The sequence below is a fragment of the Pantoea sp. SS70 genome (genome assembly GCF_029866845.1).
GTDB classification, from domain to species: domain Bacteria; phylum Pseudomonadota; class Gammaproteobacteria; order Enterobacterales; family Enterobacteriaceae; genus Pantoea; species Pantoea leporis.
In genome coordinates this window covers 4087024-4111884 of record NZ_CP117199.1, presented here as the reverse complement: position 1 = coordinate 4111884, position 24861 = coordinate 4087024, and the positions used below count along the sequence as shown (strand labels likewise).

29 protein-coding genes are annotated in these 24861 nt (G+C 47.4%); 10 read left to right on the top strand and 19 right to left on the bottom strand.

All coding sequences use genetic code 11. The features are described 5' to 3' along the window. Nucleotides 1–38 precede the first annotated feature (38 nt). The 6 genes from PO881_RS19050 to PO881_RS19025 all read right to left on the bottom strand — a co-directional run bounded on the left by PO881_RS19050 (nt 39) and on the right by PO881_RS19025 (nt 4288). Complete coding sequence (locus tag PO881_RS19050; RefSeq protein ID WP_280172233.1) at nt 39–605, bottom strand: hypothetical protein; 567 nt, start codon at nt 603–605, stop codon at nt 39–41. Nucleotides 606–646: 41 nt separating this feature from the next. Beyond that, complete coding sequence (locus PO881_RS19045) at nt 647–1234, bottom strand: DUF4755 domain-containing protein (RefSeq protein ID WP_280172232.1); 588 nt, start codon at nt 1232–1234, stop codon at nt 647–649. A 296-nt stretch (nt 1235–1530) separates the two neighbouring features. After that, a complete protein-coding gene (locus PO881_RS19040; protein ID WP_348273499.1) occupies nt 1531–2628 on the bottom strand; it encodes a relaxase/mobilization nuclease domain-containing protein in 1098 nt (365 codons plus the stop codon). Nucleotides 2629–2646: 18 nt separating this feature from the next. Beyond that, entirely contained in the window at nt 2647–3039 is a 393-nt protein-coding gene (locus PO881_RS19035; protein ID WP_280172230.1) for a hypothetical protein, read from the bottom strand. A 202-nt stretch (nt 3040–3241) separates the two neighbouring features. Beyond that, nucleotides 3242–3718, bottom strand: a complete 477-nt coding sequence (locus PO881_RS19030; RefSeq protein WP_280172229.1) for a hypothetical protein — start codon at nt 3716–3718, stop codon at nt 3242–3244. 183 nt (nt 3719–3901) lie between these two features. Continuing rightward, nucleotides 3902–4288 (bottom strand): hypothetical protein, encoded by a 387-nt coding sequence (locus PO881_RS19025; RefSeq protein WP_280172228.1) that lies wholly within the window; start codon nt 4286–4288, stop codon nt 3902–3904. A 181-nt stretch (nt 4289–4469) separates the two neighbouring features. On the opposite strand from PO881_RS19025, the gene PO881_RS19020 reads away from it, so the two are divergent. Next, nucleotides 4470–5579, top strand: a complete 1110-nt coding sequence (locus PO881_RS19020; protein WP_280172227.1) for a DNA methyltransferase — start codon at nt 4470–4472, stop codon at nt 5577–5579. Further along, nucleotides 5579–7081: a DNA methylase gene (locus PO881_RS19015; RefSeq protein WP_280172226.1), complete on the top strand. Its 1503-nt coding sequence runs from the start codon at nt 5579–5581 to the stop codon at nt 7079–7081. The genes PO881_RS19020 and PO881_RS19015 overlap by 1 nt, the downstream gene beginning before the upstream one ends. A 28-nt stretch (nt 7082–7109) precedes the next feature. Here the strand turns inward: PO881_RS19015 and PO881_RS19010 are convergent, their stop codons facing one another. Next, on the bottom strand, nt 7110–7583 hold the full coding sequence (locus PO881_RS19010) for a hypothetical protein (protein WP_280172225.1): 474 nt from the start codon (nt 7581–7583) through the stop codon (nt 7110–7112). 130 nt (nt 7584–7713) lie between these two features. Here PO881_RS19010 and PO881_RS19005 point away from each other — a divergent pair, with 130 nt between their 5' ends. Continuing rightward, nucleotides 7714–8370, top strand: coding sequence for a hypothetical protein (locus PO881_RS19005; protein WP_280172224.1), 657 nt, complete (start codon nt 7714–7716; stop codon nt 8368–8370). Nucleotides 8371–8374: 4 nt separating this feature from the next. On the opposite strand, the gene PO881_RS19000 is transcribed toward PO881_RS19005, so the two are convergent. Both PO881_RS19000 and PO881_RS18995 read right to left on the bottom strand, forming a co-directional pair. Beyond that, complete coding sequence (locus tag PO881_RS19000; protein ID WP_280172223.1) at nt 8375–9586, bottom strand: site-specific integrase; 1212 nt, start codon at nt 9584–9586, stop codon at nt 8375–8377. A gap of 233 nt (nt 9587–9819) precedes the next feature. Next, on the bottom strand, nt 9820–10683 hold the full coding sequence (locus PO881_RS18995) for a YicC/YloC family endoribonuclease (RefSeq protein ID WP_280172222.1): 864 nt from the start codon (nt 10681–10683) through the stop codon (nt 9820–9822). 156 nt (nt 10684–10839) lie between these two features. Between PO881_RS18995 and PO881_RS18990 the strand changes: the two genes are divergently transcribed. Further along, nucleotides 10840–11283, top strand: coding sequence for a DUF3574 domain-containing protein (locus PO881_RS18990; RefSeq protein ID WP_210081787.1), 444 nt, complete (start codon nt 10840–10842; stop codon nt 11281–11283). A 31-nt stretch (nt 11284–11314) separates the two neighbouring features. Here the strand turns inward: PO881_RS18990 and PO881_RS18985 are convergent, their stop codons facing one another. Further along, a complete protein-coding gene (locus PO881_RS18985) occupies nt 11315–12499 on the bottom strand; it encodes a nucleoside transporter C-terminal domain-containing protein (RefSeq protein WP_110868217.1) in 1185 nt (394 codons plus the stop codon). Between the two features lie 144 nt (nt 12500–12643). On the opposite strand from PO881_RS18985, the gene rph reads away from it, so the two are divergent. After that, nucleotides 12644–13360 carry a ribonuclease PH gene (gene rph / locus PO881_RS18980; RefSeq protein ID WP_101760691.1) on the top strand — a complete coding sequence of 239 codons (717 nt, stop codon included), beginning with the start codon at nt 12644–12646 and terminating at the stop codon, nt 13358–13360. Nucleotides 13361–13409: 49 nt separating this feature from the next. Then, on the top strand, nt 13410–14051 hold the full coding sequence (gene pyrE / locus PO881_RS18975; protein WP_008109749.1) for an orotate phosphoribosyltransferase: 642 nt from the start codon (nt 13410–13412) through the stop codon (nt 14049–14051). A 41-nt stretch (nt 14052–14092) separates the two neighbouring features. Here the strand turns inward: pyrE and slmA are convergent, their stop codons facing one another. The 3 genes from slmA to coaBC all read right to left on the bottom strand — a co-directional run bounded on the left by slmA (nt 14093) and on the right by coaBC (nt 16462). Next, a complete protein-coding gene (gene slmA / locus PO881_RS18970; RefSeq protein ID WP_008109747.1) occupies nt 14093–14689 on the bottom strand; it encodes a nucleoid occlusion factor SlmA in 597 nt (198 codons plus the stop codon). 116 nt (nt 14690–14805) lie between these two features. Next, nucleotides 14806–15264 (bottom strand): dUTP diphosphatase, encoded by a 459-nt coding sequence (gene dut / locus PO881_RS18965; protein ID WP_167391166.1) that lies wholly within the window; start codon nt 15262–15264, stop codon nt 14806–14808. Next, on the bottom strand, nt 15242–16462 hold the full coding sequence (coaBC, locus tag PO881_RS18960; RefSeq protein ID WP_280172221.1) for a bifunctional phosphopantothenoylcysteine decarboxylase/phosphopantothenate--cysteine ligase CoaBC: 1221 nt from the start codon (nt 16460–16462) through the stop codon (nt 15242–15244). Before coaBC ends, dut begins: the two co-directional genes overlap by 23 nt. Before the next feature lie 185 nt (nt 16463–16647). On the opposite strand from coaBC, the gene radC reads away from it, so the two are divergent. The 4 genes from radC (at nt 16648) to mutM (ending at nt 18842) form a co-directional block, all read left to right on the top strand. Beyond that, a complete protein-coding gene (radC, locus tag PO881_RS18955; RefSeq protein ID WP_101760688.1) occupies nt 16648–17304 on the top strand; it encodes a DNA repair protein RadC in 657 nt (218 codons plus the stop codon). A gap of 243 nt (nt 17305–17547) precedes the next feature. Further along, nucleotides 17548–17784, top strand: coding sequence for a 50S ribosomal protein L28 (gene rpmB, locus PO881_RS18950; protein WP_007885297.1), 237 nt, complete (start codon nt 17548–17550; stop codon nt 17782–17784). Nucleotides 17785–17795: 11 nt separating this feature from the next. Further along, on the top strand, nt 17796–17963 hold the full coding sequence (gene rpmG / locus PO881_RS18945; protein WP_001051798.1) for a 50S ribosomal protein L33: 168 nt from the start codon (nt 17796–17798) through the stop codon (nt 17961–17963). Between the two features lie 69 nt (nt 17964–18032). Beyond that, a complete protein-coding gene (mutM, locus tag PO881_RS18940; protein ID WP_280172220.1) occupies nt 18033–18842 on the top strand; it encodes a bifunctional DNA-formamidopyrimidine glycosylase/DNA-(apurinic or apyrimidinic site) lyase in 810 nt (269 codons plus the stop codon). 1 nt (nt 18843) lies between these two features. On the opposite strand, the gene coaD is transcribed toward mutM, so the two are convergent. From coaD to PO881_RS18910, 6 genes are all read right to left on the bottom strand, one after another. Continuing rightward, on the bottom strand, nt 18844–19329 hold the full coding sequence (gene coaD, locus PO881_RS18935) for a pantetheine-phosphate adenylyltransferase (RefSeq protein ID WP_192415295.1): 486 nt from the start codon (nt 19327–19329) through the stop codon (nt 18844–18846). Beyond that, on the bottom strand, nt 19326–20102 hold the full coding sequence (locus PO881_RS18930) for a glycosyltransferase family 2 protein (protein WP_192415297.1): 777 nt from the start codon (nt 20100–20102) through the stop codon (nt 19326–19328). The genes coaD and PO881_RS18930 overlap by 4 nt, the downstream gene beginning before the upstream one ends. Before the next feature lie 3 nt (nt 20103–20105). Then, nucleotides 20106–21380, bottom strand: a complete 1275-nt coding sequence (gene waaA, locus PO881_RS18925; RefSeq protein ID WP_101760684.1) for a lipid IV(A) 3-deoxy-D-manno-octulosonic acid transferase — start codon at nt 21378–21380, stop codon at nt 20106–20108. Nucleotides 21381–21465: 85 nt separating this feature from the next. Then, nucleotides 21466–22599, bottom strand: a complete 1134-nt coding sequence (locus tag PO881_RS18920) for a glycosyltransferase family 4 protein (RefSeq protein ID WP_192415299.1) — start codon at nt 22597–22599, stop codon at nt 21466–21468. After that, nucleotides 22592–23668, bottom strand: coding sequence for a putative lipopolysaccharide heptosyltransferase III (gene rfaQ, locus PO881_RS18915; RefSeq protein WP_192415300.1), 1077 nt, complete (start codon nt 23666–23668; stop codon nt 22592–22594). The genes PO881_RS18920 and rfaQ overlap by 8 nt, the downstream gene beginning before the upstream one ends. Nucleotides 23669–23741: 73 nt before the next feature. Then, complete coding sequence (locus tag PO881_RS18910; RefSeq protein WP_280172219.1) at nt 23742–24731, bottom strand: glycosyltransferase; 990 nt, start codon at nt 24729–24731, stop codon at nt 23742–23744. Nucleotides 24732–24861 lie beyond the last annotated feature (130 nt).

Here is a 24861-nt window from a genome sequence, read left to right as displayed (position 1 = left end):
TATAATGAAAACGCTTTTACCACTTCAATAATATATTGTTATTGATTTGAAATCACACCTGTTAGATCAACTACGGTTGAGCTTCCTTCAGTCGCTGTGTATTCACTCCAATTGCTGAGGTCAGTGAAACCATTGAACTTAGCAGACAAATTAACAGAGCTTCCTTTCTTAAGTCTCATAATGTCATTTTCTAAACCAGAGTAATATTGGATATGCAACCTTCCTAAGCATTTGTTGGTATCAGAGGTTTTGAAAAAAATTCCGTATTCACCATGCACATTTGCACCCATTGTTCTTGCACTGTTAAACTCTGATACACGGATGATTTTTGCATTTTTTATAGAGATGGCTTTTCCTGTCCATTTCTTTTCAGCATACATTGCATTGCCAGTGTAATCTGCACAGATTTCTTTTAATCCATTAACACTCATGGCTGATGAATATTTATTTAATTCTTTAGTTTCTGACTTAACACTGTTAGGTGATAACTTTTGATTCAAAGATTGAATGGAAGAATCAATACCATTAATACCGCTTTGTAATTCTTGACAGCCAGAGACAAGAAATAAACCAGCAACAAAAGTCATTTTATTAGTTGAAGACATTTTTATTCCTAATTTAGTAAATATGTTAGAATGATTTTTTCTTAATTTTTATTGATCACATTATCAAAAACTTGCATCCATCTTTTTAATTGAATTTCTGTATTACGAGAACCTTCTTGCGAGTTGAAATCACCACTTGTGGGGAAAAACATAACTCGCCATTCAGGATGTTGAATATCATCGACGGTGATGAAAAATCCTGATTCATGGAAGTTATTTTTTCTATCAAGTTCTCTTTGGGTGCCAGTCCGTTGCATGTTGGTAGTTAAATTATACCTCCACTCTTTTACAGCGGAAAATGGATAACTCTTTTGTTTGTTTTCTTCTTTAAGATGAATTAATCCCTTGTGTTCATCGATTTTCATCCATGTTGGACCAAATTCATGACTCCAAATTCCATCATTATTATTATTGAAAAAATCCTTAGTGCCTGCATTCCATTTTTTAATTCGAAATTTTTTGTAGGCAAACATCAAGAGCATGATGCTTGCAAAAACCCAGACAATTGCAAGCTGAACCAAACCTTTAAGACCAGAGAAATAGAAAATGACAATCGGAAGTGCAATAGCAATCCACACTCTTTTCATCATAAGGAAGTTGGGCTGTTTTACTTCAGTCATTGCTGTCATAGGTTCTTCCAGGTTTAGTTTCACAGAATCGAAGGCGCACGTATGCATCAGCTTATTCTGCCGATAAATCAGTGTGCTACGAGGTTTCGTTTGAAGTTACATTACGACTTAGAAACAGGGTCTAGCAAATCATTTGTACCGATCGATCGCTTTCTTTTGATAGCCCATGACTATCATGAGTAATATATTGATCAGTAATAACGATCGATCGTTTTTGCCTATCGATTTGAAAAGGAATGAAAATATTTATGAGGTTTGACTTAGTGACTGATTTTAACTCACTGAAAACTAGTTAGTTAAACAGGATTGAAGGGCGATTTTCTTACTAAATCTTGAGAATCCACTTTTGAAAATTGCACAGGCTTTGGGCTTTCATCCATGATTTTCTTGATGAGGACTGTTTTCTTAACAGGCTTGAGAATCGTCAAACCAATAGCTTTTAAACTTGCAACAAGTTCTTCAAGGTAAGGTATCCACTGTAACCAGCGGTATCGGCTATGTTCACTGGAACTTACCGTAAGTGGGGTTAAAGTAGCTGTAGAATGAACCTCAGTGAGAATCGGGAAGTTAACATTCACCGGAGTGAATACAGGAGTGATAGCCTCTGTTGGTTGAGCCACAATGATTCGCTTGCTCATGTTTGACCAACTGTATGCTTTTCCCAGTTGTGAAGCTTTGAAAGCAATGCCGTGATACTCGAACGAGAATCCACTCATTTTACCTGTTGAGGCTATGTTTGGATTTGCAGTTATATTTTGCTTTCGCAGTTCACCTACGAAGTCTTCGATAGTGATGGTATCGAAGAATGTGAGAACCGCATCTATCGCTTCCTGGATCGTTTCCTTAGGGACTTTAGCTTTTGTCCTATCCTTCATCATCTTTTCATTACGGGTGAGTTTCCTGTGCTTCTGAGTAGTTATGGCAGGCGGAGGGCCAGCAGTTTGGGTAAGATGGTGTGCTTTCTCAAGATCTTGGATTATACGGGTGCTTATCAGATTCTCGTTCCTACCGAGATAGAGTTGGCCATCCACCAAAACATTTATGCGGGAAGCAATGATATGTATGTGTTGACCAGCTTCATCGTCATGTAGGACATAACAGCGAAGATGAGTGTTTGAGAAGCCCATGCGAGTCATATAGTCGTCAGCCAAAAGCTTCCATTGCTCATTGGTCAACGAATCGCCAGATGGAAGACGGAGAGAATTGTGCCAAGCAGGTTTCTGCACATCTGAGCGAAGATTCTGAGTTCGCATGAACTCAGTGGTGATTTCGGCAACAGAAGAACCAATAATATTTCCACCAATTATTATTGGCACTCTTTTGTGATGAGGAGCAGGGGCAAGAGCATACGAGATGACCCCACTAAAGTTTTTACCCCGGCGAATCCTGTTCATTCCCTTCATATAGGATGTTTACTTATCGAGTGTCAGCAGAGCCTCTCTTACATGCGACAGCTTCACTTTCAAAGCAGTTAACTCTTGTGAGAGAGGCTGAGCATCTTCCCCTCTGCGAAGAAGGAATGACCCAAGATCGTTGAGTTTCTGTAGTGAAGCCGTTAGTTGGTGCCAGGCTTCTTTGTTGGGTTCTGGAACTGTTGGAGGGAGTTGCTGAAGAGCTGAAGATCTCAGCCAACAGCTTTTGCTGAGCTGGTTCCGAGAGTCATTCACTTGCTTGAGTTCAAAATCGTTAAGACGAACCGTTACTGTGTGCTTGCGGATGCGGTTAGGTGGTAGTTTCTTTGCTTTCGGATCATCACTGAACGACGAAGGGAATTCGTCATCAAACATATTATTAATTTTTCCCATATCAACTCCTTTTGATTATGTGGTTTATAGCAAGTCCATATGCTATGTATAAATGAATATCATAATATGCAATTGTGTCAATGCATTATGTATTGGTTTGATGTTGTTTTTTCTTTTTCTGACTATAAGGAAGAAAAAGCAAGGCAACTGAGCATCGCTCGGTTAGCCCTTGCTATTTACTATTTTACTATTTTACTGTTTGCTACTTTATTAACTGTGTCAGATCTTTATAATTTAACAGAGATGTTACTTTCATTGAGTCGCTTGTGAAATAGCGGATGTTTTCGACATCTATTTTATTTTTAATGAGTAATTTAAAAACATCCTGAAGTTCAGTATTACATAATTTAGGAGGGTAATGAATTTTAACAGAGCTTTCTAATTTTATTTTAATACCCTGTGCTATCAATTTTTCTAATGCAGTGCTTGATGATAAATATAGGTTTGCTATTTTAATCTCTTTGAAATTAAATTTGTTAATATGTTTGATATAAGATTCTGGAAACATTGAAAAAAGGGAATAAGAAAATGAGGTTAAGTTATTACAGTCTAAATGAGCCAGGTCAATCCCGTTTCGAAAAAAAAGATCAATTATTTTTTCATCTTGAGGCCAAGGATAAAACAAAGAATTCCTATTAAATTTGTCTGTATGATTAATGTTAGCACCATTAGCAACCATAATTTCAGTGAATAAGGGATCGCTTGAGTAAAATATTGGTGTCCTGCCGTTTTTATCTGACTGATTTACTAAAGACGAATCCAGAAAAAAAACTTAAAAAGTTTATTAGCATACTGCCTCCTATTATAGTATTTATTATTTGAAATTAAAATATTATAAAGGAGGCGTCAAGTCTAAAAAATACTAACTCAGTTTCCTTCTTGAAGAAGGCTTATGTTTATCTACGACTGGTGACGGGTCATGATCAGTTATTTCTTCTTCTATGCTTTCTGTAATTGATGAGAGTTCATCAATTTCTTTATTTTCAACTTCAGTATCGGTTGTTCTGTTTTCATTAGATTTACCACTTTCATTTTTACTTGTATCAAGAACGGCCTGTGATTTTCTTCTTTTAAATTCTTCGACAAGACTTCTGGCATGGCTTCGAGCCTCATCAATTGAACCAAACATTGGACTTATAATTACTGTTGAATTTGTGAGAGAAATTCCAAATAATTTTGGTTTATTTGTTTGTGTGTCAATTTCTCCACAAACATCATAGTTTTCGTCGAAAGTTTCGATTTTTTCCATTACAAATTCCTTAACTAATCTTAGAAAGTTGAAAAATGAGGTGTGCAAATCGGATTGTGAAACTGTTTTAACTATAGTAAGTATTTATAATATTATCCAATATAAATGACGGCAAAATCCCATTGTTTTCTATTGTGAATTATGGTAAATTTTAGGGTTGAATTTTAAGGGCGTGATGCAAATGGCTGAACTGATTACTGACTTGGATTGGGATTTCAAAGAGAAAATTATCAAAGATTCTGTTCACGGAATCCATCCTTATCCTGCCAAGTTTATACCGGAGATTCCGTTTCAGCTAATTAATCATTTAGGTTGTAAAAAAGGCACATCGATCTTAGATCCTTTCTGTGGGTCTGGGACAACTTTAAAAGTTGCACAGTCACTTGGTTTTTCGAGTGTTGGAGTTGATCTGAATCCTATTGCTTGTTTGGTGTCTAAAGTTAAGACATCCAGAACACCTGTGGATTTCGAAAAAGTTTTTAAAGCCGTTATAGCTAATGCGAAATCAAAGAAAGTTGATATTAATGAGTTAGGATTAATTCCTAATTTGAATCATTGGTTTAAATTAGATATTCAAACTAATTTATTAAAATTGAAAAAAAGCATTAACGAATTCTTTGGTCATGATAGTTTCGATGCTCTGTGTGTTGCTTTTTCTTCGATTATTGTTAAAGCATCTAACCAGGAAAGTGACACTCGATATGCTGCTATTGAAAAAAATCTAAATGCTAAAGATGTTTTTGATTTATTTGAAATTTCTTGCGAGAAATTAAACAGTTCATTGTTACATTATAATGATGATTTATCATGTCAGATTATTAATAAAGACATATTAACAGTGGCACCGGATGATATTCATTCAAAAATAGGTCTTGTCGTTACTTCACCACCTTATCCAAATGCATATGAATATTGGCTTTATCATAAATATAGAATGTGGTGGTTGGGTTTCGATCCTAAAGAAGTTAAAGAAAGAGAAATTGGGGCTAGAGCACATTTCTTTAAAAAAAATCATCATACTGAGAGGGATTTCTACCATCAAATGTATGGAACACTTAAGCTCATCGACTCCGTGCTTATAGTCGGAGGGTATGCCGCTTTTGTGGTAGGCAGATCCATCATTCATGGAAAAAACATAGATAATGCTGACCTCATTATTGAAGCAGCAGAAAATCTTGGTTTTGATATTTCTGAAAGATTTAACAGAAATATGAATTCTAATAGGAAATCATTTAATCTTTCTTATGCGAAAATTAAAGAAGAAACAATTGTGGTTCTTAGGAAGAAGTGATGTTAAATTTCAAATTTCCAAACTACAAGCTTTTTGAATACGAAAAAAAGCTCGCAATAAAAGAACTTGCTAAAGTTTTCCCATCAGAAGAGATTCATAAGTCTGACTTTGGTTATTGTATTAATTTAAACTCTTTGAATGATGCCCAAAAGTTTCAGGTTAGTAAGTTAACCTTTTTAAGATTAATAAACGAAGATGGATTTTCTGTCGCATCCTTGCAGGAGTTCAAAGAAAAATCTTGCCTTAGAAGTGGGAACAAAAAAAGGCAGCCTACACGATATGGTGCACATGGATTGCACGAATACAAGGGTAAATTTAATCCTCAAATTGTTTCTTCGATCTTAAACATTTTAGAGGTTGATAAAGCTTCTAAAATATTAGAACCTTTTTGCGGTAGCGGAACAACTCTTTATGAATCTGCTTTAAATAATTTAGAAGGTGTAGGATTCGATTATAATCCATTAGCTTGCTTCATTAGTAATGCTAAGTTATCCACTTTGGATATGGACATCAAAGAGTTTAAGTCTTTTTCAAGAAATTGCATTGATGCAGCCATGAATTTGGCTAAAGATTTTGTTATTGAAAATGATATAAGGTTAATTTATTTAAAAAAATGGTTTGAAATTGAAACCTTAAAAAAATTAGAGGCTTTTCGTTTTGTAGTGTTAGAAGCTAATAACTTAAAGTTTGGTAACTTACTGTTTGCCTTAGTTAGCGATTTAGTTAGAGAGTATTCTTTACAGGAGCCTGCGGATCTAAGAATCAGGAGAAGAACCTCAGAAATGCCAGAAATTAATTTCTGGGAGGCAGTTGATCGAAAAGTGAATTCGGTTTGTGACAACATAGAATCACTACATAATATTACTAATTTTAGAAGTATTAATTCTAAAGCTGTTAATATTGATATAAGAGATAGCGAAGCTTTGAAAGGATTTCGAGGATTTGATTGTGCAATAACCAGTCCTCCTTATGCTACAGCTTTACCTTATATCGATACACAGAGACTTAGCATAATATGGCTTGGTTTAGCTTCGCCTGATGAAGTAAAGAAATTAGACCGGGATTTAATAGGTTCTCGGGAGTTATCTCCATCACTCAAGAGAGACTTAATGAAGTCTTTGATTGAAAATTCTTTTGAAATCCCTGTTAGCTTACATGAATTATGCATTGAGATGTTTAATAGCCTAACAGATAAAGATGGTTTTAGAAGACAAGCAATGCCTTTTATTGTATACCGATATTTTTCTGACATGAAAAAAATGTTTGAAAATGTTTTCTCAATGATGAAATATGATGCTAAATTTGCTTTAGTGGTTGGTCACAATGCAACTACTCTTGGTGGCAGGTTGTTCAAGTTAGATACACCATCTTATCTTATTGATATTGCGAAATTGGTAGGATGGACTTTACATGATGACATTACTTTAGAAGTTTATAAAAGATATGATCTTCATAAGTTGAACTCTATCGATAGCGAAAGATTGATTATTTTGAAAAAATAGTAATGAGGGCAAAATGCCCTCATGACCATTATAGAATCTCATAAAGATTTTCATTTGGTATATAACCAATTCTCTTTCCTTTATATCCGACTGAAGTTGTTGCGAATCTGCTTAGATACTCAAATTGAGATGATTCTTGGCTTATTAGCCTTAACTCATAATCTCTTTCGCCAATTCGTGTTATACAGGCTATATCTCCAGTTCTTGCTAATTTGGTAAACTTGAGTTCTCCTGTGGATAATCGGAAATCGGAGTTGTTATTTAATTCATGAGTAACTCTAACAGAGTCTGTTTCATTCAAATCAACATAATGTAAATTTATGTAGGTAAAAACTGCGACTTTTTCACGGTTATTTCTCTGATCGAGTGGAGGAAAAAAGTCTTCACAACTCATGCTCAACCAAATATATTGAGTTCCTTTCCCTGCTTTTTCGCCATAATCTGCCATGATTCTATTAGTATCAGAATCTACCAAAACCACAATAAGTGTCTGATTATACATAGCTTTCCCCAAATAACTAAGATTAGTCTTAATTATATCTATGTTTTTATTGATAGTACATGTAAATTTATGTGTGTAAACTGATTATTTGAATCTAAAGCACAAGTCTGGAAGTTAAAGGAGTTTCAAATTGTTAGAAAACAATGGCTTGGGTGGTTTTGACTACCACCGGGAATTTATGTCAGATCCAGAAAAGAATAAAATAGCTTTAACTTATGCTCTTGAAATCCGCAAGTTCGAAATAGATTTATATTGGAAAAGAGCTTCTTACTTTTGGACTTTCATAGGAGCCAGCTTAGTTGGATTTATCTCAATACAATCTTTGTCTTCGACTCAAGCCTCCTCTAAAGAAATATTAACAATACTGATATGCTGCTTAGGTTTGGTTTTTTCTTTTTCATGGTATTGCGTAAATAGAGGTAGTAAATTTTGGCAGGAGAATTGGGAGAAACATGTCGATTCTCTTGAAGATTCTATTTCAGGGCCTTTATATAAAGTTGTAGCTTCTCCTCAGAAAATCAAAGGATTATCAGGTAGAGTTCGCCACTTTCTTACTGGTTCAAAACCAATGTCAGTATCAAAGATTAATCAAATTATTAGTTTATATGTCACAATACTTTGGGTTATATTATTAGTATATTCACTGCCAGAGTTTTCTTTAATATACTCAATTAATTGGCCTGTTACTCTTTTAGTCAGCTCGTCAATTATTGTCTGCCTCTTGGTCTTCTTTTATTGTAAAACTTCAATTGATTTTTCTGAATCAATTTGGACAAAAAGAAAATAGCTAATTATATGCAACTTTTTAATTTAGTGGATAGTTTACAAAGTGCTTCTACTCTCTCATCATAATAATCATATCTGTCATAGATTCCTTCAACACCTTTAAGTTTATGATTCAAGCACCTCTCAGCAACATGTGGAGGAACGGACAGTGAAGCAAGCAAGCTTCTACTGGTTCTTCTCAAATCATGAACAGTAAAATATTCAATGTGTCCCATGACATTAGGGGGTTGTTTCTTCTTTCCAGGTTCAATGCCAAAAAGCTTAGCTATAGCCCTGTTGAGAGTATCTTTTCCCATATGTTGGGACTTACTGACCCGCCGGTTTGGAAAGACAAATTGAGATTCACAGGATCTGACTTTTAGTTCGTTCAAAATTTCAACAGCTACTTCTGGAAGAGGGATGACAATACCAACACCAGATTTACTTCTTTCTTTTGGTAAGAACCATTTTTTTTCGGTTAAATTAAATTCTTTCCAAGGTGCTTCTGTGAGTTCACTTTTCCGAACTGCCAGCACCAGAAGTAATGAACAGGCAAGATAATTATCACGAGAGAAGCTATCTGAGTGTTCTCTGAACACTTTAAAAACATAAGCAATATCATCCAGGCTCAATGTTCTTTCTCTGCTCTTCTCAACTCCTCCGGCATCATTTACTTTGAATGCTGCTGCTGGATTGTTCTGAATCAAGCCAAGCTTAATGCCGTGATCGAATAGCTGCTTCATGTATAGAAGAGCATCATTAGAAATAGTTAGTCTTCCACTTTTCGTAATATTTTGAAGAATTTCTCTAACATCTATGGGAGTAACTTTGCTTAAGGCAAGTCCACCAATGGTCGGAGCAATGTCTTTTCGGTAAACCCTCTCAGGAATGCCCGGATATTTTAATCTTCTAACAAGATCCTTATACCAGTCTTCGAAAAGATCATTCACTGTAGTCAGTAACTTAGGACGGTTTAGTTTTCTCTCTGCAATAGGATCATTTCCGGTCACTACCTTCCTACGAGCATCTCCCGCAAGGTTGCGAGCTTCTGCGAGTGACACTACAGAAACCTTACCTAAGGTGATTTCTCTCCTCTTAGAGCTGATTGTGTATCTCAGCATCCAGTATGATTCACCTTCCTTAGGAATCCTCAGATACAAACCTTCGCCGTCACTGTATCTACCGGGCTGTCTTGTTTTAACAAGAGCCTGAACAGTTTTTACGGTTAGCGAACCCATAAATGAATCCTTCTAGTTGAGATAACCCTCTGTGTGTAAGGAGTTACCATTGGTAATGGGGAGTGGTTACTTATAACTTATGAATTTTGACTAGTAAACGGAAACTACTCACCAATCCACTCACCACAAAGCTGTGGATTTTAGTGGAGATATATGTTCATTATTGGAAAGTGAATTGCATAAAAAAGCCCATTTAACATGGGCTTGTGAATTTTATTGGTCTTAAGTGGAGTTTACTCAATATTCTGAATCTGCTCACGCATCTGTTCAATCAACACTTTCAGCTCAATCGCTGATGTCGTGATCTCGGCATTAATTGATTTTGAAGCCAGCGTGTTCGACTCGCGGTTGAACTCCTGCATCATAAAGTCGAGGCGGCGGCCAACGGCTTCTTTCTTTTTCAGGATGTTGTAGGTTTCTTTAACGTGCGCATCCAGGCGATCCAGCTCTTCCGACACATCGGTGCGCTGCGCCATCATCACCAGCTCTTGCTCCAGGCGATTATTTTCCAGCTGCACTTCGGCTTCTTCCAGCTTGGTGACCAGACGCTCGCGCTGCCATTTAATCACATCTGGCATCTGCGCGCGCACTTTGCTGACTTCGTGCGATACGCCTTCCAGACGCTGTTCAATCATCGCTTTCAGCGCGGTGCCTTCGCTTTCACGCGCTTCGATAAAGTCATCTAACGCGCCATCCAGCGCCACCAGCAGTTCGGCGTTGATGGCATCGAGATCCTGCTCTTGCGCGGACATCACGCCCGGCCAGCGCAGAATATCCAGCGGATTGATCGCGCCTTCATCACTCTGCATCTTCACCCAGTTGGCGGCCTGCACCAGCTGTTTGGCCAGTGATTCATTCAGCTGCAGTTCGCCTTGTGCGCTGGCATCGGCATCATAACGCAGGTTGCATTCGATTTTACCGCGCGTCAGGCGATTACGGATGCGCTCGCGGATGACCGGCTCCAGGCCACGAAATTGCTCCGGCAGACGGATATAGGTTTCCAGATAGCGCTGGTTAACCGAACGAATTTCCCAGGCGGCGCTGCCCCAGTGGCCTTTGGCTTCGCGGCGGGCGTAAGCGGTCATACTGCGGATCATAATCGTCTTCTCTTTTTCAGAAATGTTGGGTGAAGTATAGCGAGGCAGCCTCGACGCTAACAGGCATAAGCGCACTTAAGCGTGAATAACAAAAAATTACCTCTTTTACCGACAGACACTTATGCTTAGCGCTGGTTCGCTTAAAAGGATGAAGTGATGTTCCGCTCTCTGGCTCTTCCTGCTTTATTAACCTTACTGCTCGCTGGCTGTCAGGCTCCGTCGACGAAAACGCATCAGATCCCGCCCAACACCGCGCCGGTTGCGGTATGCGGTTCTGGTGACGTGATGATGCAAACAACGTTGTGGTTTGGCATGAACAAACCGAAAGGTGGCATCGTCAGCAGCAGCGAATGGCAGCAGTTTGTCGATAACGATGTGACGCCGCGTTTCAAAGACGGTTTATCGGTATATGACGCCAAAGGTCAGTGGCTGGGCGAGAACGGTAAGCTGGCGCGGGAAAACAGCAAAGCATTGATGCTGATTCACACTCCGGATGTGGCGAGTTCTGACAGCATCAACAAACTTCGTGATGTGTATAAACAGCGCTTCGAGCAGGAATCGGTGATGCGGGTTGATTCACTGGTGTGCGTGGCGTTTTAAAAAATGGCGGCCATGCAGCCGCCATGCGTTATCAGATAAACAGCCCGGCGAACGCGGCCGAGAGCAAGCTCACCAGCGTGGAGCCATACACCAGCTTCCAGCCAAAACGGGAAACCACATTGCCCTGTTTCTCGTTCAGGCCTTTAATCGCACCGGCAACGATGCCGATTGAGGCGAAGTTAGCGAACGACACCAGGAACACTGACAGAATCCCCAGTCCGCGTGGCGTCATTTCAGCCGCCACTTTCTTCAGCTCGATCATCGCAACAAATTCATTCGCTACCAGTTTGGTGGCCATAATACTCGCCGCCTGCAAAGCATCGGCGGAGGGAATGCCAACCAGCCATGCAAACGGATAGAAAACGTAGCCAAGCAGCTGCTGGAAGCTGTAGCCAAATACCGCAGAAAACAGCGCATTGATTGCTGCAATCAGCGCGATAAAGCCAATCAGCATCGCCATGATGATCATCGCCACTTTAAAGCCGGCGAGAATGTATTCGCCCAGCATCTCAAAGAAGCTCTGATCTTCATGCAGCTTATCCAGCGCAATCTGCTCTTCGTTTTCCGGGCGGGTTGGATTGATGATCGACAGGATAATAAAGGTGCTGAACATATTAAGCAGCAGCGCCGCAACCACATATTTGGCATCAATCATCGACATATACGCGCCAACAATCGACAGCGAAACCGTCGACATCGCCGTCGCCGCCATGGTGTACATGCGTGGCGCGGAAATATCAGCGAGAATGCCTTTATAGGCAATGAAGTTTTCCGACTGGCCGAGAATCAAGGTGCTCACGGCGTTAAACGATTCCAGCTTGCCCATGCCATTCACTTTTGACAACAGAGTGCCTACGGCGCGAATCAGCAGCGGCAGAATGCGCCAGTGCTGCAAAATGCCGATCAGTGCGGAAATAAACACAATCGGGCAGAGCACGCCGAGGAAAATAAAGGCTAATCCCTGATCTGCCATATTGCCGAAGACAAAGTTGGTTCCTTGCGCGGCGTAGGTTAATAAGGTTTCAAAGAAGCCGCCCACCGCAGTGACCACCGATTGTCCGCCCGCCGAGTGCAGGAAGAACCAGCCCAGCGCAGCTTCGACAACCAGCAGCTGAATAATAAAGCGGGGACGAATGCGTTTGCGGTCGTGGCTGACCAACAGCGCAAGGGCAAATATCACCACCAGCGCCAGCAGGAAATGGAGTATCGCGATCATCATTTATCTTTTTAAGGGAGGAAACGCGCATTTAGCCACAGCCACCAGAGAATTTCATCCAGGATTGTGGCGATCGCGGGCGGGACAGCCGCAGCTGAAGTCCGTATAATGCGCAGCCAAACCTAAGCAAGCCGGAGAGAAACCATGCGTCCAGCAGGCCGTAGTGCATCTGAAACACGTCCCGTCACACTCACTCGTCACTACACCAAACATGCAGAAGGCTCTGTGCTCGTTGAATTCGGCGAAACCAAAGTGCTGTGCACCGCAACCGTCGAAGAGAGCGTGCCGCGTTTCCTCAAAGGCAAAGGTCAAGGCTGGATCACCGCTGAATACGGCATGCTGCCGCGTTCGACCCACAGCCGCATGGCGCGTGAAGCCGCCAAAGGCAAACAGGGCGGACGTACGCTGGAGATTCAACGTCTGATTGCCCGTTCACTGCGCGCAGCAGTGGATTTGCAAGCGCTAGGCGAATTCACCATCACGCTGGATTGCGACGTGATTCAGGCCGATGGCGGTACGCGTACTGCATCTATTACCGGCGCCTGCGTGGCGCTGGCCGATGCACTGAATGCGCTGGTGGCGGCTGGCAAGCTGAAAGCCAGCCCGCTGAAGGGTATGGTGGCGGCGATTTCTGTGGGTATCGTCGGCGGTGAAGCGCTGTGCGATCTGGAGTATGTGGAAGATTCCGCCGCAGAAACTGACATGAACGTGGTGATGACCGAAGACGGCCGCATGATTGAAGTGCAGGGCACCGCAGAAGGTGAGCCCTTCAGCCACGACGAGTTACTGCAGCTGCTGGCGCTGGCGCGAGGCGGCATTGAGCAGTTGATTCAGGCGCAGAAAGCGGCGCTAACTAATTGATGTAACAGGCGACCATAGAGTCGCCTTTTCTTTATTTGAGGAGTGAGAAATGAAAGCCTGGCAGCGTCAGTTTATTGAATTCGCCCTGAACAAAGGGGTGCTGAAGTTTGGTGAGTTCACCCTGAAATCGGGACGTAAAAGCCCCTATTTCTTCAATGCCGGTCTGTTTAATACCGGTCGCGATTTAGCGCTGTTAGGCCGTTTCTACGCGCAGGCGCTCGTTGATGGCGGCGTTGATTTCGATCTGCTGTTTGGCCCGGCGTACAAAGGCATCCCAATTGCCACCACTACCGCGGTGGCGCTGGCCGATCATCATGAACGTGACGTGCCTTACTGCTTCAACCGCAAAGAAGCCAAAGATCACGGCGAAGGCGGTTTGCTGGTGGGCAGCCCGCTGCAAGGCAAAGTGATGCTGGTGGATGATGTGATCACCGCCGGTACCGCGATTCGTGAATCAATGGATATCATCAGTGCGCATAACGCGACATTGGCGGGCGTGTTGATTTCGCTGGATCGTCAGGAACGCGGTCGCAGCGATATTTCGGCGATTCAGGAAGTGGAACGTGACTATAAGTGCAAAGTGACGGCGATTATTACCCTGGCTGAGCTGATTGATTACCTGGAAGAGAAGCCGGAGATGGCTGACCATCTGGCGAAAGTGCGCGCGTATCGTAAAGAGTACGGGATTTAATTATTCGGTAATGAGGTCGGCATTTATGCCGACCTGGTCTTTTAAACCAACTGCGCCGCCATCAGCGGCCAGCGGCTCTCGAAATCTGCGGTTGGACGAAAGCGGAATTCGGAGCGCACATAGCGCGACAACAGCCCTTCACAAAACGCCAGTAACTGGCTCGCCAGCAGCGTTTCGTCGTTCTGGAAACCTTCACCATCACGCATTTTCTTCTCGCGCATCACCTGACGCAGCTGCACTTCAATACGCTCAAACAGCTGATTAATACGCCCTTGCAGGCGATCCTGTTCAAACATCAGCGCGTGGCCGGTCAAAATACGCGTCAGCCCCGGATTACGCTCACCAAATCCCAGAATCAGCTGCACGATTAAACGCAGGCGCGTCAGCGTCTCTTTTTCATCTTTCAGGATCAGATTGATGCGGGTAATCAGACTGTCTTCAATAAACTCGATCAGGCTGTCAAACATGCGCGTTTTGCTGGGAAAGTGGCGATAAAGCGCCGCTTCCGACACGCCGACATTAGCGGCCAGCTTCGCGGTGGTGATGCGCTGACTGCCATCGCCCGACTCCAGCATTTGCGCCAGCGCCTGCAAAATCTCTTCGCGACGATTCCGTTTCGCGACTTTTTTTTCTGCCATGACCTTCAACACCCCTGAAATTCACCAAAAACAGGCAATACTGCCTCATCTGCCACAGACATAGCGGCCTGTGGCGACAAGAAATAAAAAGATGGCTAAGCGAAAAGTGTCGCGTATTACTGGCGGCCTGAGTGACCGAAGCCGCCTGCGCCGCGGTCGCTGGTGTCAAAATCTTCCACCAGGTTAAATTCGGCCTGCACGACCGGCACGAAGACCAGCTGTGCTAAACGGTCGCCTGGCTGCAGCGTGAAGCTGTCCTGACCGCGGTTCCACACGGAAACCATCAGTTGGCCCTGATAATCGGAGTCGATTAAACCGACCAGATTACCCAGCACGATGCCATGTTTATGGCCAAGACCGGAGCGCGGCAGAATCACGGCGGCAAGAGCAGGATCGGCAATGTGAATCGCCAAACCGGTGGGAACCAGCGTGGTCATGCCTGGTGTGATTTCAAGCGCATCATCCAGGCAGGCGCGTAAATCGAGGCCTGCGGAACCAGAGGTTGCATAAGTCGGCAGCGGGAATTCGTTGCCCACGCGTGCATCAAGAATTTTAACGTCGATTTTTTTCATCATAACGGCTGACAATCTCGTCTAGTAATTGTTGGCCAAGGAGCGTCTTATCACTGAGCGGTAAGACTTTTTCTCCTTCCTGCCAAAAAAGGTGAAGAGCATTGGTGTCGCTATTGAAGCCCTGACCCGCCTGCGCCACATCGTTGGCACAAATCAGATCCAGGTTTTTTCGCACCCGTTTTTGCCGCGCGTATTCTTCCACATTCTGGGTTTCGGCAGCAAATCCCACAACATAAGGGCGATTTTCCTGCAGCGCCGCGACGCCTGCGACAATATCGGGGTTCTTCACCAACTGCAGCGTGACGCTGTCGTCGCCACCCTGTTTTTTGATTTTCTCTGCGGCAATGTTAGCCGCCCGGTAGTCTGCCACGGCTGCGCTGGCAATGAAAATATGTTGTTGCTGGATTTGCGCCATCACCGCCGCTTCCATCTCCAGCGCGCTGTCGACGTCCACGCGTTGCACGCCAGCTGGCGTTGGCAGCGCCACTGGGCCGGTAACTAATGTCACCTTCGCACCGCGTTTGGCCGCAGCCGCAGCAATCGCAAAGCCCATCTTGCCCGAGCTGTGATTGCTGATATAACGCACCGGATCCAGCGCTTCGCGGGTTGGACCGGCGGTGATCATAATGCTGAGATGTTGCAGATCGTTGACGGGCGCAGCCCATTCAAGCGCGTGCGCCACAATCGCCAGCGGATCGAGCATGCGGCCGGGACCCACATCGCCGCACGCCTGGCTGCCGCTGTCGGGGCCCCAAATCAGTACGCCGCGCTGCTGCAGACGCTGCAGGTTCTCTTGCGTGATCGCCGCGCGGTACATCTGCTGATTCATGGCCGGGACGATGGCAACCGGCGCTGCGCTTGCCAGGCTCGCGGTAGTGACCAAATCATTCGCCATGCCGGCAGTGACGCGGGCAATCAGATCGGCGGTAGCCGGCGCCAGCACAATTAAATCGGCCCATTTCGCCAGTTCAATATGGCCCATCGCCGCTTCGGCTGCCGGGTCGAGCAAATCATCAAATACCGGATAACCGGAAACCGCCTGCAGGCTCAGCGGAGTAATAAAGGCCTTGGCCGCTTCGGTCATCATTACGCGCACATCAGCACCGCGATCGCGCAGCCGACGCACCAGCTCCGGCGCTTTGTATGCAGCAATGCCGCCGCTCACGCCCAGCAGAATTTTCTTTCCAGCTAATCCCGTCATGTTGTTCGCCTCAAAGCAAATTGCCGCGTCAGGGGCGGCAGATGCAGGCAACTTTATCACAAAATCCACAGTGCGCCTTTTCACTGCCTGCGGCCTTTGCGAGCTGGCTCTGAAATCGTTCAGCACGTGCTGGCGCTGACGGTGGCTGACGCGCAGAATCGCCGCATCGCAGGGAGGAGATGGTCATGACGGAACTGGCACCACGGGAAAAACTTATGTTAATGGGCGCTGAAGTGTTGAGTGATGCTGAGCTGCTGGCGATTTTTTTGCGTACCGGCATCAGCGGCACCAGCGTGCTGCTGTTGGCGCATCAGATGTTGAACGAGTTTGGTTCGCTCTATCGCATTATGACGGCCAGCAAAGAGGAACTCGGGCAGATTAAAGGCGTGGGCAGCGCCAAAATGACGCAGCTTTATGCCATCGCGGAACTGGGAAGGCGATTTTTTGCCAGCCAGCTGGCGCGGGAAAACGTGATGGAGAATCCGCAGGTGACGCGCCATTACCTGCAAAGCGTGCTGGCGCATCAGGAGCGCGAAGTGTTTATGGCGCTGTTCCTCGATAATCAGCACCGCGTGTTGCAGGCGCAGAAGATGTTTTCCGGCTCGATTGCCAGCGTGGAGGTTCACCCGCGCGAAATCGTGCGCGAAGCGCTGAAACTTAACGCGGCGGCGGTGATTCTGGCGCACAATCATCCGTCGGGAATCGCTGAACCCAGTCGCGCCGACCGCGATATTACCGGAAAAGTCGGGCAAGCGTGCGCGCTGCTCAATATCCGTTTACTTGATCATTTGGTGATCGGTCACGGCGAGTTTACCTCTTTCGCCGAGCGCGGTTGGTTGTAATTCATCGATTCAACTGAACAGAAATAGGGCATTTTTGCGCGATCCAGAGGGATCTTTATCTGTTCGGGACTTGAGCACTCGGGCTGAGCGGCGTATACTACGCCACCTTTGAGAATCTCGGGTTTGGCGTTTGGGCCAGCTTAGCGGGTTCACATGGAACTCGCCTGGGCGGGCTAAGGCCTGACGAGGCGGCCAAAACCTAGTTTTTAAAGCTCGAGCTGATTTGATTTTTGGAGAATAGAAATGTCACGAGTCTGCCAGGTAACTGGAAAGCGTCCGGTAACGGGTAACAACCGTTCCCACGCAATGAACGCGACGAAACGCCGTTTCCTGCCGAACCTGCACTCTCACCGTTTCTGGGTTGAGAGCGAAAAGCGCTTCGTTACTCTGCGTGTATCTGCTAAAGGTATGCGTGTTATTGATAAAAAGGGCATCGATACGGTTCTGACCGAAATCCGCGCCCGTGGTGAGAAGTACTAAGGAACTGAATCATGGCTAAAGGTATTCGTGAGAAGATCAAGCTGGTTTCCTCTGCTGGTACAGGTCACTTCTATACCACCACGAAGAACAAACGTACTAAACCAGAGAAATTAGAACTGAAAAAGTTCGATCCGGTTGTACGTCAGCACGTGATCTACAAAGAAGCTAAAATTAAGTAATTTTAGTGTTCTGTGAAAAACCCGGCTTCGGCCGGGTTTTTTGTTTCTGCGATTCGTTGAGGAGATGAGATGCCTGAATTACCTGAGGTAGAAACCAGTCGTCGCGGTATCGAACCCCACATGGTGGGTGCCACGATTCTGCATGCGGTGGTGCGCAATCCACGTTTGCGCTGGCCGGTCTCGCATGAAATCCACGCGCTGAGCGATCAACCCGTATTGAGCGTGCAGCGTCGCGCTAAATATCTGCTGCTCGAACTGCCGCATGGCTGGATCATCATTCACCTCGGCATGTCCGGCAGTCTGCGCGTGCTACCCGGCGAACAACCGGCCGCCAAACATGACCATGTCGATTTGGTGATGAGCAACGGCAAAGTGTTGCGCTACACCGATCCACGTCGCTTTGGCGCCTGGCTGTGGAGCAATGACCTCGCAGGCAGCAGCGTGCTGGCCTATCTCGGTCCGGAACCGCTCAGCAGCGAATTTGATGGTGCCTATCTGTTTGAAAAGTCACGCGGCAAACGCACCGTGATTAAACAGTGGCTGATGGATAACAAAGTGGTGGTGGGCGTCGGGAACATCTACGCCAGCGAATCACTGTTTACTGCCGGGATCTTGCCCGATCGTTCGGCAATGAGTTTGAGTCAGGAAGAGGCCGAGTTGCTGGTTAACACCATCAAAGCGGTGTTGTTACGCTCGATTGAGCAGGGCGGCACCACGCTGCGAGATTTCCTGCAAACGGACGGTAAACCCGGCTACTTCGCGCAGCAGTTGCAGGTTTATGGCCGCGCCGGCGAACCTTGCCGTGCCTGCGGTACGCCGATTGTCAGCGGCAAACATGGTCAGCGCAGCACCTTCTGGTGTCCACGCTGCCAGCACTGAGTTAAGGCTGCGCCAGTCGCGCCAGTAACGCCTTGTGCACAACGGCAGGCAGAAATGCCTGCACGTCACCGGCATGGCGCGCGACTTCTTTGACCAGCGAAGAAGAGACGAACGAGAAACCTTCTGACGGCATCAGAAACACGCTCTCCAGCGTGGGCAACAGATGACGATTCATCTGCGCCAGCTGCAGCTCATATTCGAAATCCGATACCGCACGCAATCCACGCACCAGCACATTGGCATTCTGCGCCTGGGCAAAGTTCGCCATCAGGTCGCTAAACCCGATTACTTCGACATTCGGCAGATGTGCCGTCACCTGACGCGCCATATCCACGCGCTCATCGAGACTAAACAGCGGCTTTTTACTCGGGCTGGCGGCAATCGCCACGACGATGTGGTCAAACATCTTCGCTGCACGCGTCACAATATCCAGATGACCCAACGTGAAGGGATCAAAGGTGCCGGGATAAATCGCTTTCGTACTCATACGCGACCTTGTGTTGAGGTGTGATGCAGCGCCCAGAGCGCCGAGTATTTGTTGAAAGTGTACTGCGCATTAACCACCGCCAGAATCCAGCCCTGCTTGCCATCGAGAAAACCGGCGCGCAGCAGCAGCGTTTTAACAAATGCGCCGAGCGTGTGGCTAAAGATCGAGAACAAGCCGCAGCGTTTGCCGCGCTGGAAACGCTCATTTGCCCAGGCTTCGGCATAGTTCATCTGCTTACGCTGAAACGCAATCAGGTCACGACAGGTGAGATGTTGCAGATCGCCCGCCAGCTTCACTACCGGCGCACCCTGCGTCTCCAGTGATTCATGCACCAGATTGTCGTTGTAATTGAACTTGCGCGGATAGAGGCGCATAACGCGATCGGGATACCAGCCGCTGTGGCGCATAAAGCGGCCAAGAAACAGGTTGCTGCGACCGAGGCTGTAAACATTGTCCGAGGCAGGCTGTGCGAGAACCTGCTCGATAGCGCGACGCAATTCGGGTGTAACGCGTTCGTCGGCATCGATCATCAAAATCATCTCGCCTTGCGCATGGGCCTGCGCGCGCTGGCGCTGCTTGCCAAACCCCTGCCAGCCTTCAGCCTGGAAAACCTGCGCGCCCTGTTCGCGAGCGACCTGCATCGTGTTGTCGCTGCTGCCGGAATCGAGCACCACAATCTCATCTGCCCAACTGACAGAAGCCAGCGCCTCCGGCAGCAGTTCAGCTTCGTTTTTGGCGATCATCACCACGGAGAGACGTTGGCGTTGCGACATGAATTAGTGAGCTCGCGGCGGTAGGTGAGGTTCGAGTAACTGTAGCAGACGCTGTAATGCGCCCTGATTTTGATGCAGCACTTCCACAGCATGACGGCCGTAATAGCGGCGATAATCGTCATCCTGCAGCAGGTTAGCGACTTCTTTCTGCAGCGATACCACGTCAGTAACGGTAATCAGCCCTTCGGCCTGCTGCAGCTTGGCGCAGATATCTTTGAAGTTCCAGATGTGCGGGCCCATCAGCACCGGAATGGCATGCGCTGCCGGCTCCAGCGGATTGTGGCCGCCGCGCTCAACCAGGCTGCCGCCAACAAAGGCGAGGTCGGCGATGCCGTACAGCATCATCAGCTCGCCCATGGTGTCGCCAATCACCACCTGCGTGGAGCTTGATGGAATTTCGCCGCTGCTACGCAGGATAAAGCTGAAGCCGCGTTTTTGTGTCAGGTCGCAGGCATCTTTGAAACGTTCCGGATGGCGCGGCACCAAAATCAGCAGCAGATCGGGGAACTGCTGCAGTAGACGTCGATGCGCATCGAGCACAATTGCCTCTTCGCCTTCGTGAGTGCTGGTGGCGATCCACACCGGACGACGCGACGCCCACTGACGACGCAGCGTGACCGCTTTTGCCGCCAGCTCTGGCGTTACGGAGATATCAAACTTGAGGCTGCCGGTAACGGTGAGATGCGAACGTTTCAGGCCAAGGCTGAGGAAACGGTCGCCATCTTCGGCGTTTTGCGCGGCAATCAGCGTGATGCGCTGCAGCAGGTCGCGCATAAAGCCGCCGAGTTTCTTGTAGCCTTTGGCCGAGCGCTCAGATAGGCGCGCGTTGGCAATTACCAGCGGAATCTTGCGCTGATGCAGAATACGGATAATGTTTGGCCACAGCTCGGTTTCCATGATGATCACCAGTCGCGGATCGACGGTATCGAGGAAACGGTTAATCGAACCTGGCAGATCGTAGGGCAGGTAAACGTGGTGTACATCTTTGCCAAACGCGGACTGCGCACGCTCGGAGCCGGTTGGCGTCATGGTGGTGACGGTAATCGGCAGCGTTGGATAGCGGTGGCGCAACGCGCGCACCAGCGGCACTGCCGCCAGCGTCTCGCCGACGGAAACCGAGTGCAGCACAATGCCATGTGGCAGCACTTTTCCGCTGCAATAGCCGTAGCGTTCTGCCCAGCGTTTACGATAGGCCGGTGCTTTTCGACCGCGCAGCCACAGGCGCAACCAGATTAGTGGCTGAATCAGGTAGAGCAAGGCTGTGTATAGAGTCGTCATAGTTACCGTTACGACAGAATCGCGTCAAAAAACAGATGAAAGGCGGCATGTTATCAGAAATTAACCGCCTGCTCATACCACTTCGTCAGCTGGTCTGCAGCACTTGCTGATACAGCGAGGTCAGCGCGTGCGCCAGCCGCTGCGGACCATAAGGTTCAATTCTGCGACGTGCGGCTTCGCCCATGGCAGAATTGTGTGAAAGCGCCGGTGTTGCCAGCACGGCTTCGTTTAACGCGTTGATATCTAATGCATCGCAGACAAAACCTTCCTGACCCGCAGTGATAAACTCTGCGCCGCCGCAGCCGGTGCTGGTGATCACCGCCAGGCCGCAAGCCATCGCTTCCAGCACTACATTTGGGAAGGGATCATAAAGCGTAGGCAGCAGCAGCGCATCGGCTGCATGGTAGAACGGTTGCACGTCCTGCTGCACGCCGACGAAGCGTAAGCGATCGAGGCAATTGAGCTGGTTTGCCAGCTGCTGATAGCGCGACAGCTGCTTATCCTGGCCGACCACCACCAGATAGCGATCGCTTTTCGCCACCGCTTCAATCGCCGCTTTTAAGCCTTTACGCTCAAAACCCGAACCCACGTAAATCATCACCGTGGCATCCTGCGGCAGTTTGAGCTGCTGACGTGCTGCATGACGCAGCGCTTCGCTGGCTGGCTGGAAGCGTTGGCTATCAATCGCGTTGTGAATCACATGGATCTTGCTGGCATCGAGCCTGAAATGACGCAAAATATCCTGTTTCACCATCTCTGAGTTACAGATCACCGCTTTCAACGACGGCGCGTTGAACATATCGGCTTCCGCCTGTAACACATAACGATGATAACGACTAAGGCGGGCGCTTAAGCGCTGCCACGGCGTCACAATGCGCGCGCGCTGCTCCAGCCAGACGCGATGCACGCCATCACCGGCACGAAAGATATCGCAACCGGCGATGCGTTCGTGGCTTTGCACAATATCGAACTTTTCGCGTTCCCAGCATGCACGCGCGGCACACGCAAAACCGCGCTCGCGCGAGATGCGACCGAATTTCGCTGGATTGCAGATGTGCAGATGCCAGGCCGGATTCGGCGTGCCCTGCCAGCTGCGAGTGATGATATTGAGATCGAGCTGCTCGCTATCCAGCGCTTCCAGCGCACGCGAAATAAAACGTTCAGCGCCGCCGTCTGGGCGGTATTTCTGCCGGACAATCGCCAGGCGTAACTTACTCATGCAAAAAACTCCGGGCGGCAGCCACCACATCCTCAACGGGAATGGCAGAAAGATAGCGCTGTTGCGTGTTGGTATCGATGTCGTCTGGCGAGGGTAGCGGGCCGTAATCACCGGCCCAAATCACGCGATTATGATCGCCCCACGGACGCCAGTGTTGCAGCTTGGTCGGTCCAAACAGCGCAAGACACGGCGTTTCCAGCGCGGCGGCCATGTGCATCGGCGCAGAATCTACGCCGATAAACAGCTGTGCCGCGTCAATCAGCGCCGCCAGCTGCGGCAAGGATAATTCTCCCGCCAGCGACACCACATTGTGGCTGCGACACAGCGACTGAATATTGGCGATCATTGCCATTTCTTTCTGGTCCGGCGCCGCCGTCAGTACCACGGTGCGGCCTTCGGCAGCGAGCGCATCAATTAGCTGTGCGACTTTTTCATCTTCCCAGCATTTAAACAGCCAGCGTGAAGTGGGTTGCAGCACAACAAACGGCATTTTCACCGCATGATGAGCCAGTACATCCTGCACTTTTTGTTGATCGGCTGTGCTGAAATGCATCGAGGCTTTTGCGCCGGCGGCGCTGATGCCCAGCGGCTTCAGCGCGGCCATATTCTGTTCAACCGTATGCAGCTGATGATGATCTTCCGTACTGACCAGATGGTTGTGCATCCAGCGCCATAAGGCGTTATCACGTTTGCGGAAGGCGAAACCAATACGCACCGGCGCGCCAGAGAATCCGGTAATGATGGCGCTGCGCCACTGATCGGCGAGGTTAATCACCAGGTCATAATGGCACGCGCGCACCGCGGAAAGCAGGGCCATTTCATGCCGGAATTTCTGCCAGCCGCCTTCCTTCTTCCAGTTGCGATCGATGATGTGCAACTGGCGAATGGCCGGGTGCGCCTCCAGCATTGGACGGGTTTCTTTGTAGAGCAGAACGTCGATGTTCGCCTGAGGATAGCGTTGGCGCAGCGCGTTTATCGCGGGCGTGGTCAGCAGCATGTCGCCGTGATGACGCAGCTTGATCAGCAGAATATTTTTCGGTGCAAATTGGTCTGGAATCGGGCTTGCCATACTCAAATGATCTCAGAATTCAGTCAGCTGATTGTAAGGCAAACCCCAAAGGCGTGAAAGCCGGACGCGGCGCTTATTTCTTGCGCCAGCGGTAAATCCGGCTTAGCCACAGCAGCAGTTGATACCATTGCTTTATACCGCGCGCGTTACGCAGCATGCGCCTGTGAGTTTGCGTAGCGAACAGATCGGCAATCATCGCCTGACGTGCGCTCTCTTCGGGTTCGCGTCGGATACTGTGGCAGACGCTGAGCGCCTCATGCGTAATCTGGTAGTGAAATGCCGGGTAGATTTTTACCTTATGACGGTAGCGTGCATTGAGCTCTTCCAGCAACTGCGCGATTCTCAGGTAGTGACGCTGATATTCCACATTACGCTGGCCGGTGCGCTTACGGTTGCTGATGGAAGCATCATGCATGTAGTAGCAGTACAACACTTTATCGGTGTAACGCACACGTTGCGCGTTGAGCATGAACTCGGTGGTCCATGGAATGTCCTGATGATGCAGGCCGGGTTCAAAGTAGAGTTTGAGCTGTTCGATCAACTCTCGGCGGTAAATGCCCAGCCAAACCACATGCATGTAGCGATGCGTTTGCAGCGCCTTATTAAGCCACTCAGGGCCGCTCAGTACCTCGGTGCTGGTGAGGCGATCGAGCGGAATCAGCGGTTTTACTTGCTGGCTGGCTTTGAAAAACCATTCCGCGTTGCACTGTGCGGCATCCAGGTTGTCGCGCTCCGCCATCTCAACCAGCGTTTGATACATCGCGGCATCCATGGTGTCGTCAGCATCCGGAAACGAAACGTACTTACCGCGCGCCACCGCTAAGCCCGCATTACGCGCGCGCGATACGCCGCCATTGGTCTGATGGATAACGCGAACATGGGGATGCTGCTGCGCATAAGCATCAGCACGTTCGCCCGAACCGTCAGTGGAACCATCATCGACAATGATAATTTCCAGTGAGGTGAGAGTTTGAGCCAGCAGCGAATTCATAAACGTCTCAAACATCACGCCAGCGTTGAACAGGGGCGTGATGACCGAGAGCAAAGGGATAGTTTGCGACATTGTTCATCTAATAATTTACAAATTTATTACATCAATTATTAGTAAGGAATTCAGAACTTTTTGCACATTAATGGTCAAAAGCCTTTTGTTCCCTGGTTTTCCGCATTTTTTTTTGAGTTTGTCTTAGTGG